Source organism: Paenibacillus sp. FSL R7-0273 (genome assembly GCF_000758625.1).
Classification (GTDB): Bacteria; Bacillota; Bacilli; order Paenibacillales; family Paenibacillaceae; genus Paenibacillus_AQ.
On the sequence record NZ_CP009283.1, the window covers coordinates 3,013,323 to 3,036,395 of the forward strand.

A 23,073-nucleotide genomic window follows, 5' to 3' on the forward strand; every position below is an offset into this window, starting at 1 on the left:
AAGTGGATTGTGCAATCTTTTGACCGTGTGTTATGATATGACAAATGTCGCGGTTGGAGGGTAGTAGTTATGTCGGGGGAGATTGCAGGACAAAGTGCTGCTGAGGCAGGACAGCGCAGAAATATTATTCTGGTCGGGATGATGGGGACAGGCAAGTCAACTGTCGGTGCACTGCTGGCAGAGCAGCTCGGCTATGAGCTGGTTGATCTGGATCACATTATAGTAGAGAGTGAAGGCCGGAGCATAGCGGACATTTTTGCCGCAGACGGTGAAACGTATTTCAGGAAGGCAGAATCGGCTGCGCTGCAGCGGATGCTTGAAGGGCAGGGCCGGATTATTTCGACCGGAGGCGGAGCTGTACTTGCGCCGGGTAACGCCGAAATGATGCTGGATAAAGGACTAGTAGTAGCATTAACAGCGACTGAAGAGGCTATTATTGCCCGTGTAAGCGGAGATTTGAACCGTCCGCTGCTCGCCGGCAATGCACAGGATAAGGTACGCGCCATTATGGAGCGGCGGCGTGAGGCTTACCGGTTTGCGCATTGCACGGTCGATACATCGGAGCTGAACGCGGCAGAAGTGTCGCAGCATATTTTAATGCATTACCGCGGTTGAGCTTTTAAGTATATTGGCGTAAGCGGCTTAGCCTTGCGCCGTTTCGTTCCATTCAATCATTCCGCCGCTCAGGTTGGACGATTGAATGCCAAACTGCTGGAGGTATTCACAGACACGCTGGCTGCGTGCGCCCGACCGGCAGATGAAGATAATTCCGGTATCCGCAGGCAGCTCTCCGCTGCGCTGTGGAATCTGCCCCATGGGGATGTGCTGAGCGTCCGGAATCATTCCGGTTGCCACCTCATCATCCTCACGGACATCGATCAGAAGCAGGTTCTCGCCGGCTGCCAGGCGCTGCCGCAGCTCATCAGGTGTAACTTGTGGAATATCGTTCATGGGTAAGTCCCCTTTCTATCTGCAGAATATTGTTATGATAACACAGCTTTGGACTGGCATGTCAAACAGGGAACTACATATATACATTACATTATATAAGGAGCGTACAACTAATGGACGTTATTGTTAGGCCGACACCGAACCTGCAAGGAGAAATTGGAGCTTTGTCCTCCAAAAATTACACTACCCGCTATCTGCTGGTCGCGGCGCTTTCAGAAGGGGTAAGCACCATCTACCATCCTGCCCATAGTGAAGACAGCGATGCCATCCGCAGATGTATCGCGGATCTTGGCGCTGTGCTGACTGAGGATGACGAAAAAATCGTTGTACAGGGCTTTGGCCGGAATCCGCGTGATGTGAAGGAGCTTAATGTAGGGAATGCGGGGGCGGTATTGCGTTTTCTCATGGCGGTCGCTGCGCTCAGCCCGGAGGTGACCTTCGTTAACACTTATCCCGATTCACTGGGCAAGCGTCCGCACGATGACCTGATCAAGGCACTGGGCCAGCTGGGCGTGGAAGTTGAGCATAATAACGGCAGACTGCCGATTACCATCCGCGGAGGCAAGCCGACAGGCGGTCAGATTACCGTCTCCGGCACAGTCAGCTCGCAGTATCTCAGCGCACTGCTCTTCCTGACTCCGTTGCTGGAGGAAGACAGCGAGATTACTGTGCTGGATGACCTGAAATCCAAGGTTGTTGTGGGCCAGACGCTTGAGGTGCTTGAGCAGGCGGGAATCGTTGTACACGCTGCTGATGATTACATGTCCTTCAAGGTGCCGGGCCGTCAGGCTTATGCTGCCAAGTCTTATACGGTGCAAGGAGACTATCCGGGATCCGCGGCCGTTCTGGCGGCTGCAGCTGTAACGAAGTCAGACGTCAAGATCCACAGGCTGGCCGAGCAGAGCAAGCAGGGAGAGCGGGCTGTTGTGGATGTGCTGCGGATGATGGAGGTGCCGCTGACTCATGAGAACGGAACAGCACATGTTCAGGGCAACGGAATCCTGAAGGCCGTTGAATTTGACGGCGATGCGGCAACTGATGCTGTACTGGCAATGGTGGCAGCAGCTGTATTCGCGGAAGGGACCTCGCGCTTCTATAATGTAGAGAATCTGCGTTACAAGGAATGTGACCGTATTACGGATTACCTGGCCGAGCTGACCCGTGCCGGCGCTAAACTGGAAGAGAAGCAGGACGAGATCATCGTTCACGGGATGCCGGAAGGCGTAGAGGGCGGCGTAACCATTAATGCCCACTATGACCACCGGGTTATCATGGCCCTGACAGTAGTCGGCCTGCGCGCTCGCCAGCCGCTGCTGATCAAGGACGCCCATCACGTCGCCAAATCGTACCCGCAGTACTTTGATCACCTGCGTGAGCTTGGCGCCGATGTGGAATGGGTAAAGTAAGGTAAGGCAGCTCAGCGCGCAGGCTTGCTGATTCGGTACCGGACAGAGTATAAGAGGCGGCATACGGGTAATGAGCCCCTTTTGTAAAGCTCCGGGGACCCGATATTTGGCCCGTGTGCCGTATGACGCAGATGGCTGCTGATTCTTTATGATATTCTTAGGGCATTCTTAGAGATAAGAATGCATTCAGACGAAGATCATTGACAGGAGGAACATTGCGATGAGTTTTGAGAACCCTAGCCGTGAACAGATTGGAGATATCCTCGCATCAGCAGGTAATATTGCTGTTGTGGGCCTGTCCGACAAATCGGACCGCACCTCTTACATGGTGGCTTATGCCATGCAGAGCCGGGGATACCGGATCATACCGGTGAATCCTACGGTAGACGGCGACATTCTCGGAGAGAAGTGCTATCACACACTGGCTGAGATTCCGGAGCCGGTTGATATTGTCAATGTGTTCCGGCGCAGTGAATACTGTGCTGAGGTGGCACAGGAGGCTGCTGACATCGGCGCCAAGGTGCTGTGGCTGCAGCAGGGTATTATCAGCCAGGAGGCGGCAGATATTGCTGCTGAGCATGGCATGACCGCAATCATGGACCGCTGCATCAAGGTTGAGGAAGCCATTACGATGCACGGGCGCAGCCGGAGCTAGCATTTGGTTTCCTGAGACTGCAGCCGGCCGGATGGCGATATAGGATTCGCAAGGCTGGGCAGTGGCATTCAAGCCGCCATATACTGGAGTGCGGTTGCAAAGTCCTATCATTCAGCCTTAATCAGGCTGGAAATAAACGAAGCGCATTGCTATACTTGCTTTAGACGAAGAACGTCCATTACCCGTTAGGCTACTTACGGGAAGTGGGCGTTCTTTTTTTATTTTGCCGGAGGGGGCTTATTATGGATTTCGAAGAAGCACATGGATTGTGGATTGGCAGTCATTCGGCTGAGCGGAGCGGTGAGCGCAGAGGCAGGCTTTTACGGGGGCATAACTTTGCGGAGAAGCTGTTCGTGCAGAATGTATGGTGGCCGCTGTTTGGATCGCTGGCGCATTTGCATCCCGAGTACGAGGTGTACGACTGGAACCGTAAATCACAGTTTCTGGATTTTGCCTTTTTGCCGGAGAGCGGCCCGCAGATTGGGATTGAATGCGACGGCTTTCAGACACATATTAAAGACATGGACCGGGAGAAATTCAGCTACGCGCTGAACCGGGATAATTTCCTCACCGGCATGGGCTGGCGGATGCTGCATTTTTCGTTCGATGACATCCAGCAGCGTCCTGAAGTGTGCAGAATACTGCTGCAGCTGGCGCTGGCTCCGTATTTAACAAGAACCGCCAGTACTGCCGACCTGCTGTCCGCAGAAAAAGAGGTGCTGCGTTTAGCCTGGCGTCTTGGCAGACCGGTGCGTCCGAAGGATGTAGTGAACCATTTTAAGGTTAATTTCCGTACGGCGCAGAAGCTGCTGATCTCTTTGAGTGAAAAGGGGCTATTAAAGCCAGTGTGTTCCAGCGAACGGGTGCGGTACTACGAGGTGAAGAGTCTACAGCCCGGCCAATTGTGGTAATGTAGTCGCTGGTGAGTGGAGAGTGTCGCTAACATCCAGGGGGCTCGTTGAATAACTGCATTCCGTGCAACTAAAGTAACCATTTTGGGGCATTTTATGGGGATAACTGCATTCTGTGCAACTAAAATCCGCGAAATTGCTGATAAAGCCAATAAACGCGAGGAATAGCTGCACAAACTGCAGTTAAAATTAATTTTTGGGCTAAGGTATTATTTTTAGATGTACAAAGTACACTTATTCAGGCTGGTGGCTGGTCTGGTGGCTGGTGGCTGGTGGCTGGTGGCTGGTGGCTGGTGGCTGGTGGCTGGTGGCTGGTGGCTGGTGGCTGGTGGCTGGTGGCTGGTGGCTGGTGGCTGGTGGCTGGTGGCTGGTGGCTGGTGGCTGGTGGCTGGTGGCTGGTGGCTGGTGGCTGGTGGCTGGTGGCTGGTGGCTGGTGGCTGGTGGCTGGTGGCTGGTGGCTGGTGGCTGGTGGCTGGTGGCTGGTGGCTGGTGGCTGGTGGCTGGTGGCTGGTGGCTGGTGGCTGGTGGCTGGTGGCTGGTGGCTGGTGGCTGGTGGCTGGTGGCTGGTGCAGCTGTGCCAGGTGCCATGCCATGTATTAGTTGAGGTAGCTATACATCTTGAGCAACTAGCCGGACGGCCAGAATAAACTTCCCATCCTCCGTCACCCGTGGTATTCTAAATCTTGCGTATTCTTTTGACAAAAAATGCTGGAGCGCTTACCATTTAGGATAGAATGAAAGGAGAGGGTCACCTTGAATTGGCTCGGATCACTGCAGCAGCTGGGCAGAGCCATTATGCTTCCTACCATGGTATTGCCGGCTGCGGCTATTCTGCTGAGTCTGGGCAGCTTACCGTGGTCTGCATGGGGACTTTCTTCGGTATCTGAAGTGACTACATACGCGGGGCAGGGAATATTTTATTTCATGCCTTATTTGTTTGCTGTCGGCGTAGCCTGGGGGCTGTCGAATCAGGCCGGTCCGGCCGGACTTGCAGCATTAGCGGGGATGTTCACCTATGACCGGATTGTTTCCAATATGGGAGACGGTGCTGTTCAGCCTGCCACACTCATCGGGATTATCCTCGGGATTGTCGCCGGTGTGGCACATAATAAGTTTAAAAATATCAAGCTTCCGGAGGCGATCCAGTTTTTTGGCGGGTCGCGTTTTGTACTCCTGTTCATGGGGCTGTTCTCGGCCCTGTTTGCCTCGATAATGCTCGGCGTCTCGCCGCTGCTCCAGAATGTGCTGGACCATTTATTTCGTGATATACAGTCTGCCGGCGGATACGGTGTGTTTGTGTACGGGGTGCTGTATAGGGTGCTCACCGCCTTCGGTCTCCATCATATCCTGAACAACGTGTTCTGGTTCCAGCTTGGCAGCTTCACCACTCCTGACGGCACTGCGGTGGTTCAGGGGGATTTGCCGCGGTTTTTTGCGGGTGACCCTACGGCCGGGATATTTATGGCCGGATTGTTCCCGATTATGATGTTTGCCCTGCCGGCAATTGCACTGGCTATTATCCAGGAAGCACGCGAGGATCTGAAGCCGAAGATCAAGAAGACTTTTTTGCGTGCGGCGCTGGTCTGCTTTTTGACAGGGGTGTCGGAGCAGATTGAATTTGCCTTCCTGTTCGCGTCCCCGTATCTGTTCGCAGTCCACGTGGTCATGTCCGGTCTGGCCATGGTGCTGACCTATCTGCTGGGCATCCATCACGGGTTCTCGTATTCGGCGGGAGCGATTGACTTTTTCCTGAATATGCATCTGTCCCAGCGCGCCTGGCTGCTGATTCCGATCGGCATCGGCTACGCGGTGGTTTATTATAATCTGTTCCGCTGGGCGATCCGCCGCTTCCAGATTCCGACACCGGGGCGTGAGGAGGGCTCGGAGCTGGGGGACTGGGCCGGCAACATCCCTTATCAGGCTCCGCTGATTCTGGAGGCGCTGGGCGGCAAAGAAAACATCGTTCAGGTTCAGGCCTGCATCACAAGATTAAGATTAACGGTGCACAATGACCGATATATAGATACATCAGCACTCAAGGGCCTCGGCTCTGCCGGAATTATCAAGCTGGGCGGCGGCAATGTACAGGTGGTGTTCGGTACCTACTCCGAGCTGATCCGCGAGGAGATCGACAAGCTGATGCTGCGCGATCTTCCGCAGGTGCTGTTCTGTGCCCCGATCCAGGGCAAGATGATGCCGATCGAGGAGGTCCCGGACCATATTTTTGCGGCGAAGCTGGTTGGCGACGGGGTGGCTTTTTTTCCGGAAAAAGGAGAGCTGGTCTCGCCTGTATTCGGCAAGGTCATGCACGTGTACCCTACAATGCACGCAATAGGCATTTCTACGCCTGAAGGGCTGGAGGTGCTGATGCATATCGGGATCGATACCTCGCAGCTTAAAGGGCCGTTTGAGGCGCTTGTACAGGAAGGCGACAGTGTAGAGCCCGGCCAGCTGCTGGTCCGGTTTGATCTGGCTTACCTGCAGGAGCATGCGGCTTCACTGGCAACGCCGATGGTCATCACCAATCCGGACCGCGTCAAATCCTGGAGCTACGCTCCATTCAAAAATGTTAAAAAGGGGCAGTCTTCGGTAATGTCCGTGGTATTACATGAAAGTGTTGGAGGGGTGGAAGCATGATTCAAGGCATAGGCGCTGCAGCAGGTGTAGCTATCGGGAAGGCCTTTGTCCTGCCTAACTGGGAATGGAGCCTGCCGGACACGCAAGTGAATCCGGTTGATCTGGCCCAGGAATTTGAGCGGTTATATGAAGGAATCCGCACCTCTAAAGATGAGATCGAATTTATCAAAAAAGAATTCCGCGAGGTCGTGGGGCCGGAGGAATCCAGTATTTTTGACGCCCATCTGGCCATTCTGGATGATCCGGTCTTCATGAGTGAAATCCGCGGCATTATTGAACGCCAGTACAAGGCAGCCGAAGTGGCTGTGAAGGAAGCCATAGATCATTTTGTGGCCATGTTTGATCTGCTGGATGATGAATATATGAAGGAACGGGCGGTAGACATCAAGGATGTCGGCAACCGGCTGCTCAAGCACCTGCTGGGTGCACCAGAGGTAACCTTGCCTTCGGATACACAGCCTTACATTCTCGTGGCGAAGGAGCTGTCCCCATCTCAGCTGGCCCACCTGAATCCGGTCTACGTGCTGGGGATTGTCACCATGATGGGCGGCAAAACCTCCCATTCCTCAATCATGGCCCGGGCGCTGGGCATCCCGCTGGTTGCAGGACTTGAGAACAAGATCAGCAACCCGATCCAGACCGGTGACATGCTGGCGATGGACGGGGATACCGGGATTGTACAGCTTCATCCGGATGAAGCCACGATCCAGCTGTATGCCGCAAGACGCGAGAAGCAGCAGCGCAAAAAAGAACAGCTTGAGCTGCTTGCTACTGTGGAGGCTGTTACAAAGGACGGGGTCAATCTCCATCTGGCCGGCAATATCAGCTCCGTCAAGGAGCTGGATATGGCGCTGAAATACGGTGCGGAGGGCGTAGGCTTGTTCCGTACGGAGTTTCTGTATATGGACCGGCATTCTTTTCCGACAGAAGAGGAGCAGTTTGAGGTCTATAAGCTGGTTGCCCAGAAGGTTGGCGGCAATACTGTTGTCATCCGTACGCTGGACATCGGGGGAGACAAGCACCTGGATTACTTCCAGCTTCCCGAGGAGCAGAACCCGTTCCTCGGCTACCGCGCCATCCGTATCAGCCTGGACCGGACGGATCTGTTCAAAACCCAGCTGACAGCGATTCTGCGGGCCAGCCATTACGGCAATGTCAAAATTATGTTCCCGATGATCTCTTCGGTAGAAGAGGTTCAGGCAGCCAAAGCTGTGCTGGACGAAGTCAAAAAAGAGCTGGATCAGCGGAATATCCCCTATAACGCCAATATTCCGGTTGGCATCATGATTGAGGTGCCGGCCGCTGTAATGATTGCAGACCTGCTGGCTGAAGAGGTTGATTTCTTCAGTATCGGAACCAATGATCTGGTGCAGTACGTGCTGGCGGTGGACCGGATGAATGAGCAGATTGCCCATATGTATCATCCTTACCATCCGGCAGTGCTGCGCATGATCCGTATGACTGTTACAGCTGCACGCGGCGCAGGCATCGATGTCAGTGTCTGCGGGGAGCTGGCTGCGGATGAACGCTCGCTGCCGCTCTGGCTGGAGCTCGGAATCAGCAATCTCAGCATGTCGCCGCAGGCGCTGCTGCGGGTGAAGCACCGCACGCTTAATACACTGGCATCCGATGCCAAAGAGGCAGCGCAGGCCTGCTTCCGTTACAAGACAAGCCTTGAGACGGAAGAGGTGCTTGGTGCGTTTGCCGGACTGGGCGGTGCGGCGAAGACAATACCGACTGAGCAGCTTCCATACTCGGCTAAATAAAGTGCCTTCAGGTCCGGCTGCTGCCGGGCCTTTTCAAATGAGAAAAAAGTAAAACCTTTTGACGTTCAGTGAAGTATTTAGGTTGTAAGACGTTTTTTAAGAGGACAGGGGTGGGAACAGACAAGTGGCGGAGAATATTAGGGATGTAGCTGTAACGGAAGAGGATGAGCAAGAGCAATTTTATAGGCTGGTATCCCGGGAAAAGCATAAGCTGTACGGGCTTGCCTTCAGCTATGTCCGTAATGAAGCCGGTGCCCTGGAGGTGCTGCAGGAAACGGCCTGCCGGGCATGGATGAAGCGTGAAAGCCTGAAGGATAACGGGAATTTCCCCTCCTGGCTGATGCGGATCCTGATGGATTGCTGCAATGACGAGCTGAAGAGAGGGAAGGCAGGACTGCAGCCGGACTATTCCGAAGACAGGATGACAGTGATGAAAAGCGGCGGCAGACTGGACCTGGAGCAGGCGCTGGACAGTGTGACGGACAACTGCCGCCAGGTGCTTGTGCTTACATATTATCAGGAGCTTAGCTTTTCAGAGATAGCTGAAGTACTGGATAAACCGGAGGGTGACGTCAAAGCCTGGCTGGACAACGGCCTGAAGCAGCTCGGGGATAAAATGCGGAGGAAAGCGGAGCCGTATCCTGATGTGACAGAGGCTGAAGATAGGCTGCTGAGAGATTATTTTCAGGAGATAGCCGGGTTAACGGCGGATGTGCCTGAATTAAAGCTGGATACGGCTATACATAACGGAATCGCAGAGGGCAGGCACCGCAGTCCTGTACGCCGCAGAAGATACAATAGAGTGATTATAGCGGTATTCGCTGTTGTCCTCTTTGCAAGTCTGGCTTGGAGCTACGGGCAGTTAATACGCGAACCCGAAGCGCTGCCGCCCCAAAGCTGGGGTGAGCTTGAGGAATACCGTGAGGCTATCGGCGACAATTTGACGGTTACCTCTGCGCTGGATGCCGGATATGTGCAGCATGTGAATATTGTGTCTCCCGAAGTGGGAGGCTTTCAATTTACTATCGATGGTGTCATCGCCGACAGGAGGGGAGTAATCCTTCTATATAGGCTGGAGAATAGTACAGATAAGCAATATATAAATATGAAGTTCAATTTTAAAGCAGATGAGCATTCGACAGCCAGTTTGACTGCAGAAGGCACTTATTTTTATAGCGGTTATCATAATTACAGACCTGGCATGTATAGCGGAATTGTCCGTGATGTAATGATTATTCCGTGGAATAACTTGCAGACTACGTTGCCGGATCATGTGTTTGCCACACTGACGCTGCTGCCCATGGACGATGAGCAATATATATTTCAGGATGCTAACGGTGAAGTAATCATGCATAAGCTGGGTGCGGTTATAGACTTAGACGAAACTGCAGAATATTCAGCGGGGGATGAGGTTGTTTTAGAGGAGGGCTTTAACATTGCCGGCTACACTTATAATATAAACGACCTCTATCTCGGACCTACGGGGATTTACATGACTCCCGGATATCAAGGAAAGGATCTGGACGTATACGGTGAGTATGGCTTCGGCGTTGTCATGGGTACCGGGAAACATGAAAAAGAGCTGTCAAAAGCCGGGGACTTTTCATCAGACAGTAAAATCTATTATATTTTCCACAATGATAGTATACGCCCCAAGGACCCGGTCAGGATGGATATCGAAGGCCTGCACGCAATTGACAAAGCGAGGCTCAATCTGGTCATTAACAGCGATACCCGTGAAATCATACAAGCTCCCGACGAACGTCTGACCTTATCAGACCAGATGGACTATGCGGAGCCAGGCGAAATGATATTGGATATGACAATGCAAGTGCCGGAGGAAGATGAGTATGCAGATATCAGAGGGTTTTCTCTGGATTCCACTTTCATGGATGGTGAAGGAGTTTGGCATTGGCTCGTTAATCCGGAGGATCAGAATGCTACACTCGACTGGGATCAAAGAACTGAAGGCACGAAGGCAATTACTACAGTCCGCTTCAGACTTGGTACAGAGAAGCTGCCGCAGCCGCTAACCTTTAAGCTATCTGCCTATCCGGGTATGATCATCGGGGATGACCGTATTAGAATCAGATAGTACATATTGTCTAAGACAGCATTAAAGGGTCTGGCGGGTACGCCGGCCTTTTTGCATTACCTGCTTACTTATGAGTGGTCGTAAAAAATAACTAAAACCGTTTCCGGGCTTTGGAAGTCAGTATTAACAGAAGTACAAAGGATGCTTTTGAAGCCGGGCACAAAGGAGGCAGGATTGGCGGAGAATGGAAAATCTAATGGAGATTGAGCGGGTACAGCTGGCTAAAGAGGAGGCGCAGTCCTTTATCGGTCTTGTATCGGCTCAGAAAAAAATACTCTACGGAATAGCCTACAGCTATTTCCGGAGTGAGACGGATGCGCTTGAAATGCTGCAGGAGGCTACATTCAGAGCCTGGAGCAGGAGAAAAAGCCTGAAGGATCCGCAGCGGTTTGCACCTTGGATAACACGCATTCTAATTAACTGCTGCAATGATGAAATGAAGCGGAGGAAGCGGATGGTTTCCGTAAAAGCGGCTGATGTCCCAAGCGGTGAAGTGATGGTTATGACCAGTGACCGCAAGCTGGACATGGAGCAGGCGCTCGACGGCGTTAAGCTGAAATACCGTCAGGTGATCGTGCTGAAATACTACCGTGATATGACGCTGACAGAAATTGCCGAAGTGCTGGACAAGCCGGAGGGGACAGTCAAGACCTGGCTCAACAAGGGCCTTAAGCAGCTCCGGAACAAGATGAAGGGGGGATCCGCACATGGCTGGCAGTGAGGATATGCTGTTGAAAGAGTATTTTGGTGAAATAGCGGGGCAGGCGGATGAAATATCGGAAATCAAATTAAATACAGTAATCCGCAGCGGAGTTTCTGGACCGGTACGTTACCGTGTCCGGGCAGCCAAGCGGTATTTGGTGGGGATGGCGGTTATAGCGGCTGCCTTGCTGCTCTTTGCATTCCCTTGGCTTGGCAATCAGATCGAGCCGCATAATGCCCGTGGGTCCTCTGTCGCTTCTCAGATAAATGCTTTGTTTTCACCCTATCTGGAAAAAGCCAACAATACGGTAGCTTCGGCAATTGAAGCGGGGCTGGTACAGCCTGTCAGCGGTGTTACGGTGGAGCAGAACGGTTTTGAACTGGCGGTAGAAGCAATTGCCGCAGACCGCAAAGGGATTATTCTATTATTTTCACTTCAAAATAATACCGGTCAGAAAGCGCAGGTGAATTTGCTGCAGCTCTCAGGGAAAGGCTACTCACCGGTGAACTACCCGTATGGCCTGTCTTTAAACACCAGGGAAGTAGCAATCGGCACGACGTACAGTTATGAAATATTGCAGTGGGCCGGAGGATTTGGCTCTCTGCCGGACGAAATCACGCTTGAGCTTAATATTGGTGAGCCTGAACGGAATCCTTCAGCTCCGGTAGTTATAGATAAGCCGTTGGCAAAACTATCCGTTCCCTTCAAGCTGGATAAGGAAAAGATGGCAAAAGCGGGTGAAATCATGAGCATGAATCAAATTTTGAGTGTCGATGGTCAAGATATTATTATTGATGAAGTGTATGCTGCCGCGAGTGGCACCTATCTCCAGTATGCCAACAGCCAGCAGAACCGGAAACAAATCTTTTCCATCATAAATCCGCAGTTCCGGATGGGCAGCAACGGTGACTTTACAAGCTTCAGCCCTGTTCGCACATTGGTCGCAGAAGGCAAGGAAATCCTGGTGTTCGGCAATGACAGCCGCTCCAGACAGCCGCTCCAATTGCAGCTTGACGGTATTTTGGCACTCGATAAGGATGATATGCAGGTGGTTATTGACACGGATAAGCAGCAGGTTATTATGGCCCCGGATGATAATTTAAGTGTGTTACTGTACACTGCTGAAAAAGGAACAACGCTGGTCCTGAATCATTACACAGCTCCCGGCAAGAAAAAATTCTATAACTCCTTAATACTGGAAGGTGAGTTTACCGATTCAAAAGGTCAGATTCATTCATCCGCGGACCTGTATGACATTCCGCCGCACCAGGCGTCAAAGGACCAGAAGTCCATCCCGGTGCGGAATTACATGGGGTTAGGCAGCAATAAGTTCGCTCAGCCGCTGACCTTTACTATATACAGCTATCCGGCTCCAGTGTACCAGAAGCTATCCCTCGATATCCGTCAGTAGCTTCTGCATAGAAGCAGAACAAGCCCTGAACCTCTCAGCAAAGGAGGGGCAGGGCTTGCTTGTCTTTGGAAACAGGTCCTAAATGCTTATTCCCCGGCCAGCGCATCACAGAATGCTTTGCCGTATGGCGGAAGATCCGGCGGACGGCGGGCCGAAATGATATGACCGTCAGTTACTACCGGCTCGTCCTTCCAGATGGCTCCGGCATTCTCCATATCATCGCGGATGCCGGGCGTCGAGGTGACTGTTACCCCGTCAAGGATTTTGGCGGAGATCAGTACCCAGCCGGCGTGGCAGATCTGGCCGATCGGCTTTTTGGCAGCGTTGAAATCCTGCACGAGCTTCAGGACAGCGCTGTAGCGGCGGATTTTATCAGGAGCCCAGCCTCCCGGTACAAGAATACCGTCGTAATCGGCAGCATTCAGGTCGTCCCAGGAATATTCGGCTACAGCGGGTACGCCGTATTTGCCGGTGTAGGTTTTACCCTTTTCCAGCCCGGCCAGATGCACCTCGGCACCTTCTTCACGTACCCGGTATACCGGATACCAAAGCTCCAGATCCTCGAATTCGTCATCAACCAGCGCAATGACCTTTTTACCGGATAATCTCATTGTCAGCAGCTCCCTTCAGTCACAGTATCCAGACCATTCTATCAAATTTAAAATATGAAGTCATCTTTGGATAAGCAATAAATTGCTTTATTGCCAAATAAATCATTTTATGCAAATGGGAAGGAATCCGGACGAATAAGGTCGAATATAGCTTATTGAAAAGGCGGTTTTCTGTGTTTTTCAATACTATTGTAGCCTGAGGTGTAGGAGATGTTAAACGATAATCTGGTTAAGAAGTCATGCGGCTGCGGCGGTACCATGACCATACATATGCACACGCTGGTCTATAGCACTAAGACCAAAATTACCCATGTCCCCGTATATACCTGCGGAGTCTGCAGACGTTATGAACCGCTGCCGTCCATAAAGAAGGAGCTGGGCAAGCTCATCGGTGAACTGGAGCATACGGCGGCACGGCGCAGGCTTTCCTTTGCGGACCGGAATGAATGGGCGAGTGTGCTTAAGGAGGTTTTCGGCACGGGTATATTTCACGGCGGATTTACTGAACTGGAGGATAACATCCGCCATGCGGTCCAGGCCCGGATCGATGTACTGCTTGATGTGTACCGGCTGGCTGTAGAGCTTGCTGACCTGAAATGGATGGAAGAAACAGGCTCTAGACTGGCACAATTGGCAGTTCAATCGCCAGAAAATGCGAAATAAAAAGTTTTTCTGCAAAAACAATGAAAAATTTTCACGAATATTGGATTTTTCACGGACTTTTTGTTACGATAGTAACAGGTTCATTCTTTGTGCATGCTTTTACTGGCTTTTTTTGCCTTTGAAAGAAATTTGAAAGGAAAATGAAGCGTTATCATTGCACAATTGTACAAAGTATCGTATCATAATTTTAATTAGTCGAACGATAAAATTTATCGCAATGGAGAGAGTAATTTGACGGTAACCATTTACGATGTAGCTCGCGAAGCAGGCGTATCTATGGCTACGGTATCACGGGTTGTGAATAATAACCCTAACGTGAAGCCGCAGACCCGGAAGAAGGTATTTGAAGCAATTGAACGTTTGGGCTATCGTCCAAACGCCGTGGCGAGAGGTCTCGCCAGCAAGAAAACGACAACCGTCGGTGTTGTCATTCCCGATATCTCCAACTCGATTTTTGCGGAAATTGCCCGCGGGATTGAGGATATCGCGAACATGTATCATTACAATATCATTTTGTGTAATGCGGACAAACGCAAAGAGAAGGAAATCCGTGTAATCAACACGCTTCTGGAGAAGCAGGTTGACGGGCTGCTCTTCATGGGCGGAACGGTAACAGATGAGCATATCCAGGCGTTCCAGACCTCAGCGGTTCCTATTGTACTATGCGCAACCCGCGATGAGAAGGGCACCTATCCTTCGGTTGATATCGACCATGAAACTGCGGCTTTTGATGCTGTGAACACGCTTATCCGTCACGGACACCGTGAGATTGCAATGATCAGCGGAACGCTGCAGGATCCGGCCAACGGCTATGCCCGGTTCCAGGGCTACAAGAAGGCGCTTGAAGCGGCAGGAATTGAGTACCAGGAGGATCTGGTGCGTATCGGTAACTACCGTTACGAATCCGGTGTCGAAGCGATGAAATACTTCCTTGGCCTCAAGAAGAAGCCGACTGCTATCTTTGCTGCAACGGATGAAATGGCGATTGGTGCCATCCACAGCATTCAGGATGAGGGTCTGAAGGTTCCGGATGATTTCTCAATCATCAGTGTAGACAACATCCGTATGGCTTCCATGGTTCGTCCGCTGCTGACTACTGTAGCTCAGCCGATGTATGACCTGGGTGCGGTAGCGATGAGACTTTTGACCAAGCTGATGAAGAAGGAGACCGTTGAGAATCCGCGGGTTATTTTGCCGCATGAGACGATTCTCCGCCTCTCTGTGAATCACGTCAACAAGTAAGATTTATTTATAGAGGTACGTAGAAAGCTCCTTCGGGAGCTTTTTATGTTGCCTGAGCCTAATGGAGGGATACATATTGAATGAGGTAATCGGATTAATTGGTGCGATGGATGAGGAGATTGAGCTGCTGTTAAGCAGCATGGAGAACAAGCAGACTACGGTCAAGGCGGGAGTAAGCTATTATACCGGTGACATTTTCGGCAAAAAGGCGGTTCTGTGCAAGTCCGGGGTCGGCAAAGTGAATGCGGCAGTGACCACCCAAATTCTGCTTGGCCAGTTTGGAGTGTCGAAGATACTGTTCACAGGGGTTGCCGGAGCGGTTCATCCCGGTCTGGATATCGGTGACATTGTGATCTCCTCGGAATGTATCCAGCATGACATGGATGCGACTGCGCTGGGGTATTCCAGAGGCGTTATTCCTTATCAGGAGGTGTCTGTGTTTGCAGCAGATGCAGCACTGGTACAGCTTGCAGAAGAAGCCTGCAGGGGTCTTAACCAGCATTTCATAACGGGAGTTGTGCTCTCCGGGGATCAGTTCATTGCCAGCAGCAGTGTGGTTGATAGCTTATATAAGGACCTGAACGGCGCCTGTGCAGAAATGGAAGGTGCGGCTGTCGCCCAGGTATGCTATATGAATGCTGCCCCGTTCGTAATTATCCGTTCGATGTCTGATAAGGCCGATGGGTCGGCTCATGTTAATTACCGTGAATTTACAGTAACAGCCGCGCGGCGCTCTCATGCCATTCTTGAATATATGCTGAAGGCGCTGTAGGATAGTTAATCAATCTGTACCCCCTAGTACATAAAACGCTGCCTGAAGCGGACCCTGTCAAAGGTTTCCTGTGAGGACAAAGGGACTTCCCGGCCGATCCTGACCATCAGGCAGTTGGCGGGATGTGAGCAGATCTCCGGATCATCGGTGGCATACCAGACCATCCCTGCCGGCTTCATCAGCTTCTCCATCATACTGCGGTAGGCCCATACATCCAGTCCAGTGCCCTTAAGGTCCCAGTGCCAATAGTACTCCGTAGTGAACACAATACAATTCTCCAACTGCTCCTGTTCAAAAGCCGCGGCAAGCATCTGCTTGCCAAGCCCGCAGCCCCTGTACCCGTCAGCTACTTCTATCGCCCCCAGTTCAATCAAATCTGCCATATTCCCCTGTGACCAAAGCTCCATTTCATCGGGATAATGAAAAGTGACATAACCGACCAGCAGGCTGTTGCAGGCTGCGGCAATAACCCGTCCTTCAGGCAGTTCAGCAATTTCGATCAGCGCTTGCAGCTGTTTCCGAGGCTTGCGGAAGGCATCAAGCTCGGGATGAATCGTAAGACTCTGTAAGAAGTGAGAGGATACCGGGCCGCAGACGCTGATTTCTGTGTGGTTATGTACAATCTGGTGAGATACGTGGATTTTGCGGTGGTCCATGAATGGGCTCCTTCCGGTCAACTAATTTATGGAATGTAACCGTTTGCTATGTTATACTAATTCAGACACAAAATATTCATAAATAGAACGTTGACAAAATGTGATATGAATTTGAAATCCCGCCCTTAAAGCTTAAATCAATCCAGCAGGGGAGGCAAGAGTAATGGGGCAAGTCCACAATGAAATATTGCCGGGGCGAGTGCAGCAGGCGAATATGAGTGATTATTCCCTGGCAGTTGACCAATTCCGGTGGGAGGATGCGGAGCAGGCCTTCTCCTGGTATGAGACGGGAAAGGTCAATATGGCTCATGAGGCGGTAGACCGCCATGTAGCTGAAGGACGCGGTGCGGCAACTGCACTGGTCTATAGCGATGCTTCCCGTGAGGAAAGGTATAGCTTTGCCGATCTGCAGGAACAGTCCAATAGGTTCGGGAACATTCTGCGGAAATACGGCGTCGGCAAAGGCGACCGTGTGTTTATCTTTATGCCGCGCTGCCCGGAGCTGTATTTCTGCCTGCTCGGAATTCTCAAAGTCGGGGCGGTTGCGGGACCGCTGTTCGAGGCGTTTATGGAGACCGCTGTAAAAGACCGGCTGGAGGACAGCGGGGCGGTGGCGCTTGTAACGACACCTGAGCTGCTGCGGCGGGTCCGCCGTGAGGACCTGCCTGAGCTGAAGCACGTTATTGTTACAGGCTTGGAAAACGCTGGGGATAAGGGAGTGATCAGCTACCTGGAGGAGATGGCTGCATCGCCTGCAGAGCTGGAACCGGAATGGCTTACACTGGAGGATGGCCTGATTATGCACTACACTTCCGGGTCAACCGGGAAGCCCAAGGGCGTCTATCACCTGCAGAGGGCTATGATCCAGCATTATTATACGGGGAAAATAGTGCTCGATTTGCGCCCCGATGATGTCTACTGGTGTACTGCGGACCCGGGCTGGGTTACAGGCACTTCATACGGCATTTTTGCACCTTGGCTGAACGGTGTCGCTAATGTAGTGCGGGGCGGGCGCTTCAGTCCCCAGGACTGGTACAGGACGATTGAGCGCTTCGCCGTCACGGTCTGGTACAGTGCGCCTACAGCATTCCGCATGCTGATGGGAGCAGGGGAGAGCAGCCTGCAGGGCGCTGATCTGAGCAGCCTCAGACATGTACTGTCAGTAGGGGAACCGCTGAATCCGGAGGTCGTGCGCTGGGGCGATAAGGTCTACGGGCAGCGTATCCACGATACCTGGTGGATGACGGAGACCGGTGCCCAGCTCATCTGTAATTATCCGGGAATGGATATCAAGCCGGGCTCCATGGGGCGTCCGCTGCCCGGCATTGAGGCAGCGATTCTCGATGACAGGGGGAAGGTGCTGCCGCCTTACTCCATGGGCAATCTGGCCATCCGGACACCCTGGCCGTCGATGATGGGGATGATCTGGAACAATAAAGCCAAGTACGATGAATATTTCCGTATTCCCGGCTGGTACATCTCCGGTGATTCCGCTTATATGGATGAAGACGGATATTACTGGTTTCAGGGCAGAATTGACGATGTTATTAACTCCTCCGGGGAGCGGATCGGCCCGTTTGAGGTAGAGAGCAAGCTTGTAGAGCATCCTGCGGTCGCAGAGGCCGGTGTTATCGGTAAGCCGGATGTGCTGCGGGGAGAGATCATTAAGGCGTTTATCTCGCTCAGAGAAGGCTATACGGCTACGCCTGAGCTGAAGGAGGAGATTGCAGCCTTCGTCAAAGCAGGCTTATCCGCACATGCCGCCCCCCGGGAGATCGAATTTAAGGAGAAGCTGCCCAAGACCCGCTCCGGCAAAATTATACGCCGGGTGCTGAAGGCCTGGGAGCTGGAGCTTCCGGCCGGTGATTTATCAACGATCGAGGACTAATGCATAATCTCTATAGGAAACATCAAAAACACCGGTACCCATTATAGCAGGGTACCGGTGTTTCTTGTGTTTCTGATAAGGTTAAGGCGCGTTGCCGGCGTTGTTACCGCCGCCGGCATTATTGGCCCCGCCGGCCGGTACTTCCTCACTGCCCGGCGGATGCACGATAATCATTCCGGGATCCTCTTCGGTCCCGCCCGGCACGATACCGCCCTCCGGTGTCGCCTCTGCTCCCGGCAATTCCTCCGGCGGCGGTGTTGGCTCCGGTGTAGGAGCCGTACCGCCGGCTACGCTGCCTGAAGCAGTCTCATGCCCGGCCACATCTACAGCAGTCACATAGAAGGTGGCGTTGACACTCTGCGGAGTACCCGGAGTAAAAACAGGGTTCTCTCCGGCTGAGATAACGGACTGCTTCTGGAAAGCGCCGCCGTTCAACGAACGGTAGAGACGGTAGCCCACTACGTCAGAAGAACCGCTTGGGGCAAAGGTTATGACCGCTTTGCCTGTGCTGTACGACACACTGACACTGCCTGGTGCAGTCGGTGCGTTCCCGTCATCAACACGGGGATCGACCTCGGTCGGGAAGTCGGTTTTGGCATCAGCCGGCATATAGTATGCCAGAGACTCATGCTCCTTCATCCCGTCAAATGCCGCCTGCAGCTCCTTGATCAGGTCCTGAATAGGCTTATCCCGCTTGACGACAATCTTCTCTCTGAGGAAATCGTCAGGCGTACCCTCGAGCGGCAGGTAATTCACGCCGCCATAGGTGATGTATTTGGCTTTGGAAATGCCGTCATCACTGTCTGTCGGCACGTACTTGGCATTGAACAGGTCTGTGGTGAATTTATCTGTCAGATCCGTCGGCAGCTTGCCGCTGTAGGCGGAGACAGTCTTCTTGACGATCCCCTCAGGCTGGGTGAACTCCTTCGTTACGAACAGCTCCGGCTGCTTTTCAATTACGGCATTCATAACCTTGGCCCAAAGCGTCTGCGCCTGGCGCTTCTGCTTATCACCCTGAAGCGTGTTGATCTGCTCCTTGTAGCCGACCCACATTCCAAGCGTTACATCCGGCGTATAACCCATGAACCAGACGTCGCCGTAGTTCTGCGTGGACCCGGTTTTGCCGACGATCGGCACGTCCTTAAAGTGCTCATAATTGCTTTTTACAGTGGTAGCCGTACCTTCTGTAATAACAGTCCGCAGCATATCTGTCATCAGGTAGGCCGTCTGCTCAGAAAATACCTGCTCCGGGTTCACCTTGTGCTGATAAATAATTTTACCCTGGAAATCAACGATTTTCTCAATCATGTATGCATCATTAAAAGCGCCGTTGTTGCCGATTGAAGCATACGCATTGGTCAATTCCTCAACGGAAACACCGTAACGCAGGCCGCCGATAACCCCGGTCTGTGCATTGTAATCATTATCCTGGAGCGTTGTAATTCCCAGCTTCTTGGTAAAAGCCCAGGACTCTTCGATTCCGACCTTTTCGTTAAACAGCTTGAGCGCCGGCAGGTTAAGCGATTTGTTGAGCGCATAACGCGCTGTAACCAGACCCTGATAGCGGTTATTGGCATTCTTTGGAATGTGGAAGCCCTTAGAGCCGTCTTTCAGGATCATAGGCGCATCATCCAGGATGCTGGCAGGCTGGATCAGCCCGCTGTCGAGCGCCGGAAGATAGGCGGCAATCGGCTTCATCGTTGATCCCGGCTGGCGGACCATTTGTGTAGCATAGTTCATCTGCTCGATATTAAAGTCCCGGCCTTCAATCATTCCAAGGATGGCCCCGGTTTTGTTATCGATCAGCATGCCTGCTGCCTGTTCCTTGCCTCTTGCTTCACTGTCCTTCGTAAAATTGTCACTGTTCTCCGAAACGCTGTGCATGGCGCTGTACACTTTTTTGTCAATTGTTGTGTACACGCGGTAGCCGCCGGTCATCAGCTGCTGGCGCGCTTCCTCAAGCAGGACGGTATCGCTTCCGGCGGTTGCGGCGCTGTCCGCGTTCTCGCCAGTGCTCTTATCCTCGTTGATGGCCAATAGAATGGCTGCAGCCTTGCGCTCTGTTTCCAGCATCAGGTAAGGGAAGGTAGCATATGCCTTCTTCGTATACGGAGCCAGTGATGACTGGATATCAAACTGCAGGGCTTCATTGTACTGTGATGTTGTGATCTTGTTCTCTTCAAGCATCCGGCGCAGCACCAGCTTCTGGCGGTCCATGGCCCGGCCGAAGGCAGTCTCGTTGAACTCGCCTACGCCATTAAAGGCGGAATACTTGGAAGGGAGCTGGGGAAGCCCGGCGAGATAAGCGGCTTGGGCGATGTTAAGCTTGTCGAGATCATCCAGCCCGAAGATGCCCTTGGATGCCGCCTTGATGCCGAATACATTATAGCCGTTAGAGCCATTACCGAACGGCACCTTGTTGAGATAGGCTGTGAGTATCTCGTTTTTGGACAGAAAACGCTCCAGCCGCAGCGACAGCAGGATTTCCTTAACCTTGCGGTCCTCTGTACGGTCCAGGCTGAGGAATACACGTCTGGCCAGCTGCTGGGTAAGTGTACTGCCTCCTGTCTGGACGGACTCGTTAAGCAGCTTCTGCTTGACGGCACGCAGTGTACCGCTGAAATCTATTCCTACATGGTCGTAGAAACTATTGTCCTCTATAGCGAGGACGGCATCAATTACCAGCTGCGGGATATCATTAAATTCAATAAGCCTGCGGTCCTCCTCGGTACGGAGCTGACCGATCGGCTGGCCGTCACGGAAATAAGCAAAGCCGGTGATGGCGTTCTGGCTGACTTGCTGCTGGATCAGCTCCTCGGAGCGCACAGGATCGTCCTTCACTATCGAAGTGACATAGCCTGCTACGGCGCCGCCGGCAAACAGAAGGCCCAGGATGCCGAGTATAAACACCCATTTTACGACTGAACCGAACCTGCGGAGCCAGGATCTGCGAGGGGGGCGCTGTTTTGCGGTCTTCTTCTTTTTCTCCTCAACCATCGACGATAATCCTCCTTTTAACGGAACTATTATAGCACAATTTGCCGGTTTTGAATGCGCTTCTGATGGAAAGTCGGATTACAGCGCGGTTGACTTTCTAAAACCAGACGTGGTATAAAATAACTCAACTGGATATCAGAAAAGCGTTGAAGGACATCAGTAGAAGGCAAGCCATGTGTTTCAGAGAGCCGGTGGGTGGTGCGAACCGGCAGCAGGCCCCTTTGAATTACAGTCCGGAGCTGTACGGAGGAACCTCTGGTGCTTAAGCGGCGCCAGCCAGTAGTCCGGAACCGGGGCATCCCCGTTATAACAATGAAGTGAAGAATCTCCTGCTGCTTAGCCTGCCGGGGTTCTTAATTAGGGTGGTACCGCGAGTCTTTTGCTCGTCCCTTTCGGGATGAGCGACAGGCTCTTTTTGCGTTGCGTTAGATCACATTGAGGAGGAAAAAGCATGAAATGGGAAGAATTAACCCCGGCGCAGCAGCAGGAGGTAGAGCGCCAGCTGGAAACAGCCGTGCGCGGTGCGGCTGAAATTATTCCGGTGGAGCAATTGCGGAGCAAGCTGGTTCAGTCAGTGGCAACAGGTACACCGTTGAACATCAAGCTGGGGCTGGACCCGTCGGCGCCGGATATTCATATCGGGCATACCGTTGTGCTTCATAAGCTGCGCCAGTTCCAGGAGGCCGGGCATCAGGTGCAGCTGATCATCGGGGATTTTACAGGACGGATCGGCGACCCGACAGGCAAATCGGAAACACGCAGGCAGCTGAGTGAAGAGGATGTTCAGCGCAATGCGGCAACCTACAGGAAGCAGATATTCAAGATTCTTGATCCGGATAAAACAAAGGTGCTCTGCAATTCGGACTGGCTCAGCCCGATGAATTTTGCGGAGGTGGTCAATCTTGCGGCTAAGGTCACAGTGGCCCGGATGATGGAGCGGGATGATTTTACCAAACGGTTTCAGGGCGGCCAGGCAATCAGTGTACATGAGTTCTTTTATCCGCTGATGCAGGGGATGGATTCTGTAGCCAACGGTACGGATATTGAAATCGGCGGCACAGATCAGAAATTCAATATTCTCATGGGCCGCACACTGCAAAAGGAGTACGGGGAGGAGCCGCAGGCCGTGGTGCTGATGCCGCTGCTGGAAGGTCTGGACGGGGTCAAAAAGATGAGCAAGAGCCTCGGTAATTACATAGGCATTGATGAAGCGCCAAACGAAATGTACGGCAAAACGATGTCCGTGCCCGATGAGCTGATGCTCAGATACTACGAAATGGCGACAGACCTCAGCAATAGTGAGCTGGCAGCGCTCAGCCGGGCTATGGATACAGGGGCAGCCCATCCCCGGGATGTCAAAATGCGTCTGGCCCATACCCTGGTCCGGATGTATCACGGGGCGCAAGCAGCAGATGCCGCACAGCAGCATTTCATAACAGTCTTCCAGCAGCGTGCCCTGCCTGAGGAGATCGGGACTTTCCGTCTGGATGCGGCTGAACTGGAGGACGGTGTTCTAAAGCTGGCCCGGCTCCTGGTGGTGCTGGGCTTTGCTGAATCTGGCAGTGAGGCCAGACGCCAGATTGGTCAGGGGGCTGTGAGGCTTAACGGTGTGAAGCAGGGAGACCCGGGCGCAGCTATTCTTCCACAGGAAGGAGATATTATCCAGGTGGGTAAAAGAAGGCTGGCCAGGCTGAGTCTTGGTTAGGATA

The 23,073-nt window shown here is 52.6% G+C and carries 19 protein-coding genes and 1 other annotated feature; of the genes, 15 read left to right on the forward strand and 4 right to left on the reverse strand.

Annotation, left to right across the window (positions count from 1 at the left end):
- Positions 1-69 precede the first annotated feature (69 nt).
- The gene (locus tag R70723_RS12845; RefSeq protein WP_039872531.1) at positions 70-615 is read left to right on the forward strand and encodes a shikimate kinase; all 546 of its coding nucleotides are present in this window, start codon (positions 70-72) and stop codon (positions 613-615) included.
- Positions 616-642: 27 nt separating this feature from the next.
- Here R70723_RS12845 and R70723_RS12850 read toward each other — a convergent pair whose 3' ends face one another.
- Positions 643-951: a rhodanese-like domain-containing protein gene (locus R70723_RS12850; RefSeq protein WP_039872535.1), complete on the reverse strand. Its 309-nt coding sequence runs from the start codon at positions 949-951 to the stop codon at positions 643-645.
- Between the two features lie 113 nt (positions 952-1,064).
- Between R70723_RS12850 and aroA the strand changes: the two genes are divergently transcribed.
- The 9 genes from aroA (at position 1,065) to R70723_RS12895 (ending at position 12,535) form a co-directional block, all read left to right on the forward strand.
- Positions 1,065-2,357 carry a 3-phosphoshikimate 1-carboxyvinyltransferase gene (gene aroA / locus R70723_RS12855; protein WP_039872536.1) on the forward strand — a complete coding sequence of 431 codons (1,293 nt, stop codon included), beginning with the start codon at positions 1,065-1,067 and terminating at the stop codon, positions 2,355-2,357.
- 220 nt (positions 2,358-2,577) lie between these two features.
- Positions 2,578-3,012, forward strand: coding sequence for a CoA-binding protein (locus R70723_RS12860; protein WP_039872538.1), 435 nt, complete (start codon positions 2,578-2,580; stop codon positions 3,010-3,012).
- Positions 3,013-3,254: 242 nt separating this feature from the next.
- Positions 3,255-3,923, forward strand: coding sequence for a PDDEXK family nuclease (locus R70723_RS12865; protein WP_039872541.1), 669 nt, complete (start codon positions 3,255-3,257; stop codon positions 3,921-3,923).
- 219 nt (positions 3,924-4,142) lie between these two features.
- Complete coding sequence (locus R70723_RS32565) at positions 4,143-4,523, forward strand: hypothetical protein (protein ID WP_052421300.1); 381 nt, start codon at positions 4,143-4,145, stop codon at positions 4,521-4,523.
- Positions 4,524-4,676: 153 nt separating this feature from the next.
- Entirely contained in the window at positions 4,677-6,560 is a 1,884-nt protein-coding gene (locus R70723_RS12875) for a glucose PTS transporter subunit IIA (RefSeq protein ID WP_039872543.1), read from the forward strand.
- Positions 6,557-8,326 (forward strand): phosphoenolpyruvate--protein phosphotransferase, encoded by a 1,770-nt coding sequence (gene ptsP, locus R70723_RS12880; RefSeq protein ID WP_047171117.1) that lies wholly within the window; start codon positions 6,557-6,559, stop codon positions 8,324-8,326. The genes R70723_RS12875 and ptsP overlap by 4 nt, the downstream gene beginning before the upstream one ends.
- A gap of 124 nt (positions 8,327-8,450) precedes the next feature.
- Entirely contained in the window at positions 8,451-10,421 is a 1,971-nt protein-coding gene (locus tag R70723_RS32570) for a sigma-70 family RNA polymerase sigma factor (RefSeq protein WP_063837762.1), read from the forward strand.
- A 184-nt stretch (positions 10,422-10,605) separates the two neighbouring features.
- Complete coding sequence (locus tag R70723_RS12890) at positions 10,606-11,142, forward strand: sigma-70 family RNA polymerase sigma factor (RefSeq protein ID WP_039872544.1); 537 nt, start codon at positions 10,606-10,608, stop codon at positions 11,140-11,142.
- On the forward strand, positions 11,129-12,535 hold the full coding sequence (locus R70723_RS12895; RefSeq protein WP_039872546.1) for a hypothetical protein: 1,407 nt from the start codon (positions 11,129-11,131) through the stop codon (positions 12,533-12,535). Before R70723_RS12890 ends, R70723_RS12895 begins: the two co-directional genes overlap by 14 nt.
- Before the next feature lie 86 nt (positions 12,536-12,621).
- Here the strand turns inward: R70723_RS12895 and R70723_RS12900 are convergent, their stop codons facing one another.
- On the reverse strand, positions 12,622-13,146 hold the full coding sequence (locus R70723_RS12900) for a type 1 glutamine amidotransferase domain-containing protein (protein ID WP_039872549.1): 525 nt from the start codon (positions 13,144-13,146) through the stop codon (positions 12,622-12,624).
- A 210-nt stretch (positions 13,147-13,356) separates the two neighbouring features.
- On the opposite strand from R70723_RS12900, the gene R70723_RS12905 reads away from it, so the two are divergent.
- The 3 genes from R70723_RS12905 (at position 13,357) to R70723_RS12915 (ending at position 15,823) form a co-directional block, all read left to right on the forward strand.
- Positions 13,357-13,809 carry a hypothetical protein gene (locus R70723_RS12905; RefSeq protein WP_039872552.1) on the forward strand — a complete coding sequence of 151 codons (453 nt, stop codon included), beginning with the start codon at positions 13,357-13,359 and terminating at the stop codon, positions 13,807-13,809.
- A 231-nt stretch (positions 13,810-14,040) separates the two neighbouring features.
- Positions 14,041-15,051 carry a catabolite control protein A gene (gene ccpA, locus R70723_RS12910; protein WP_039872555.1) on the forward strand — a complete coding sequence of 337 codons (1,011 nt, stop codon included), beginning with the start codon at positions 14,041-14,043 and terminating at the stop codon, positions 15,049-15,051.
- A gap of 76 nt (positions 15,052-15,127) precedes the next feature.
- Positions 15,128-15,823: a 5'-methylthioadenosine/adenosylhomocysteine nucleosidase gene (locus tag R70723_RS12915; RefSeq protein ID WP_039872556.1), complete on the forward strand. Its 696-nt coding sequence runs from the start codon at positions 15,128-15,130 to the stop codon at positions 15,821-15,823.
- A 23-nt stretch (positions 15,824-15,846) separates the two neighbouring features.
- Here the strand turns inward: R70723_RS12915 and R70723_RS12920 are convergent, their stop codons facing one another.
- A complete protein-coding gene (locus R70723_RS12920; RefSeq protein WP_039872558.1) occupies positions 15,847-16,479 on the reverse strand; it encodes a GNAT family N-acetyltransferase in 633 nt (210 codons plus the stop codon).
- Between the two features lie 163 nt (positions 16,480-16,642).
- Between R70723_RS12920 and acsA the strand changes: the two genes are divergently transcribed.
- Positions 16,643-18,367, forward strand: a complete 1,725-nt coding sequence (gene acsA / locus R70723_RS12925) for an acetate--CoA ligase (RefSeq protein ID WP_039872560.1) — start codon at positions 16,643-16,645, stop codon at positions 18,365-18,367.
- Between the two features lie 81 nt (positions 18,368-18,448).
- On the opposite strand, the gene R70723_RS12930 is transcribed toward acsA, so the two are convergent.
- Positions 18,449-21,364 (reverse strand): transglycosylase domain-containing protein, encoded by a 2,916-nt coding sequence (locus R70723_RS12930; protein WP_081957367.1) that lies wholly within the window; start codon positions 21,362-21,364, stop codon positions 18,449-18,451.
- 137 nt (positions 21,365-21,501) lie between these two features.
- Positions 21,502-21,758, forward strand: a binding site (T-box leader).
- Positions 21,759-21,815: 57 nt separating this feature from the next.
- On the opposite strand from R70723_RS12930, the gene tyrS reads away from it, so the two are divergent.
- On the forward strand, positions 21,816-23,069 hold the full coding sequence (tyrS, locus tag R70723_RS12935) for a tyrosine--tRNA ligase (RefSeq protein ID WP_039872562.1): 1,254 nt from the start codon (positions 21,816-21,818) through the stop codon (positions 23,067-23,069).
- Positions 23,070-23,073: the final 4 nt, after the last annotated feature.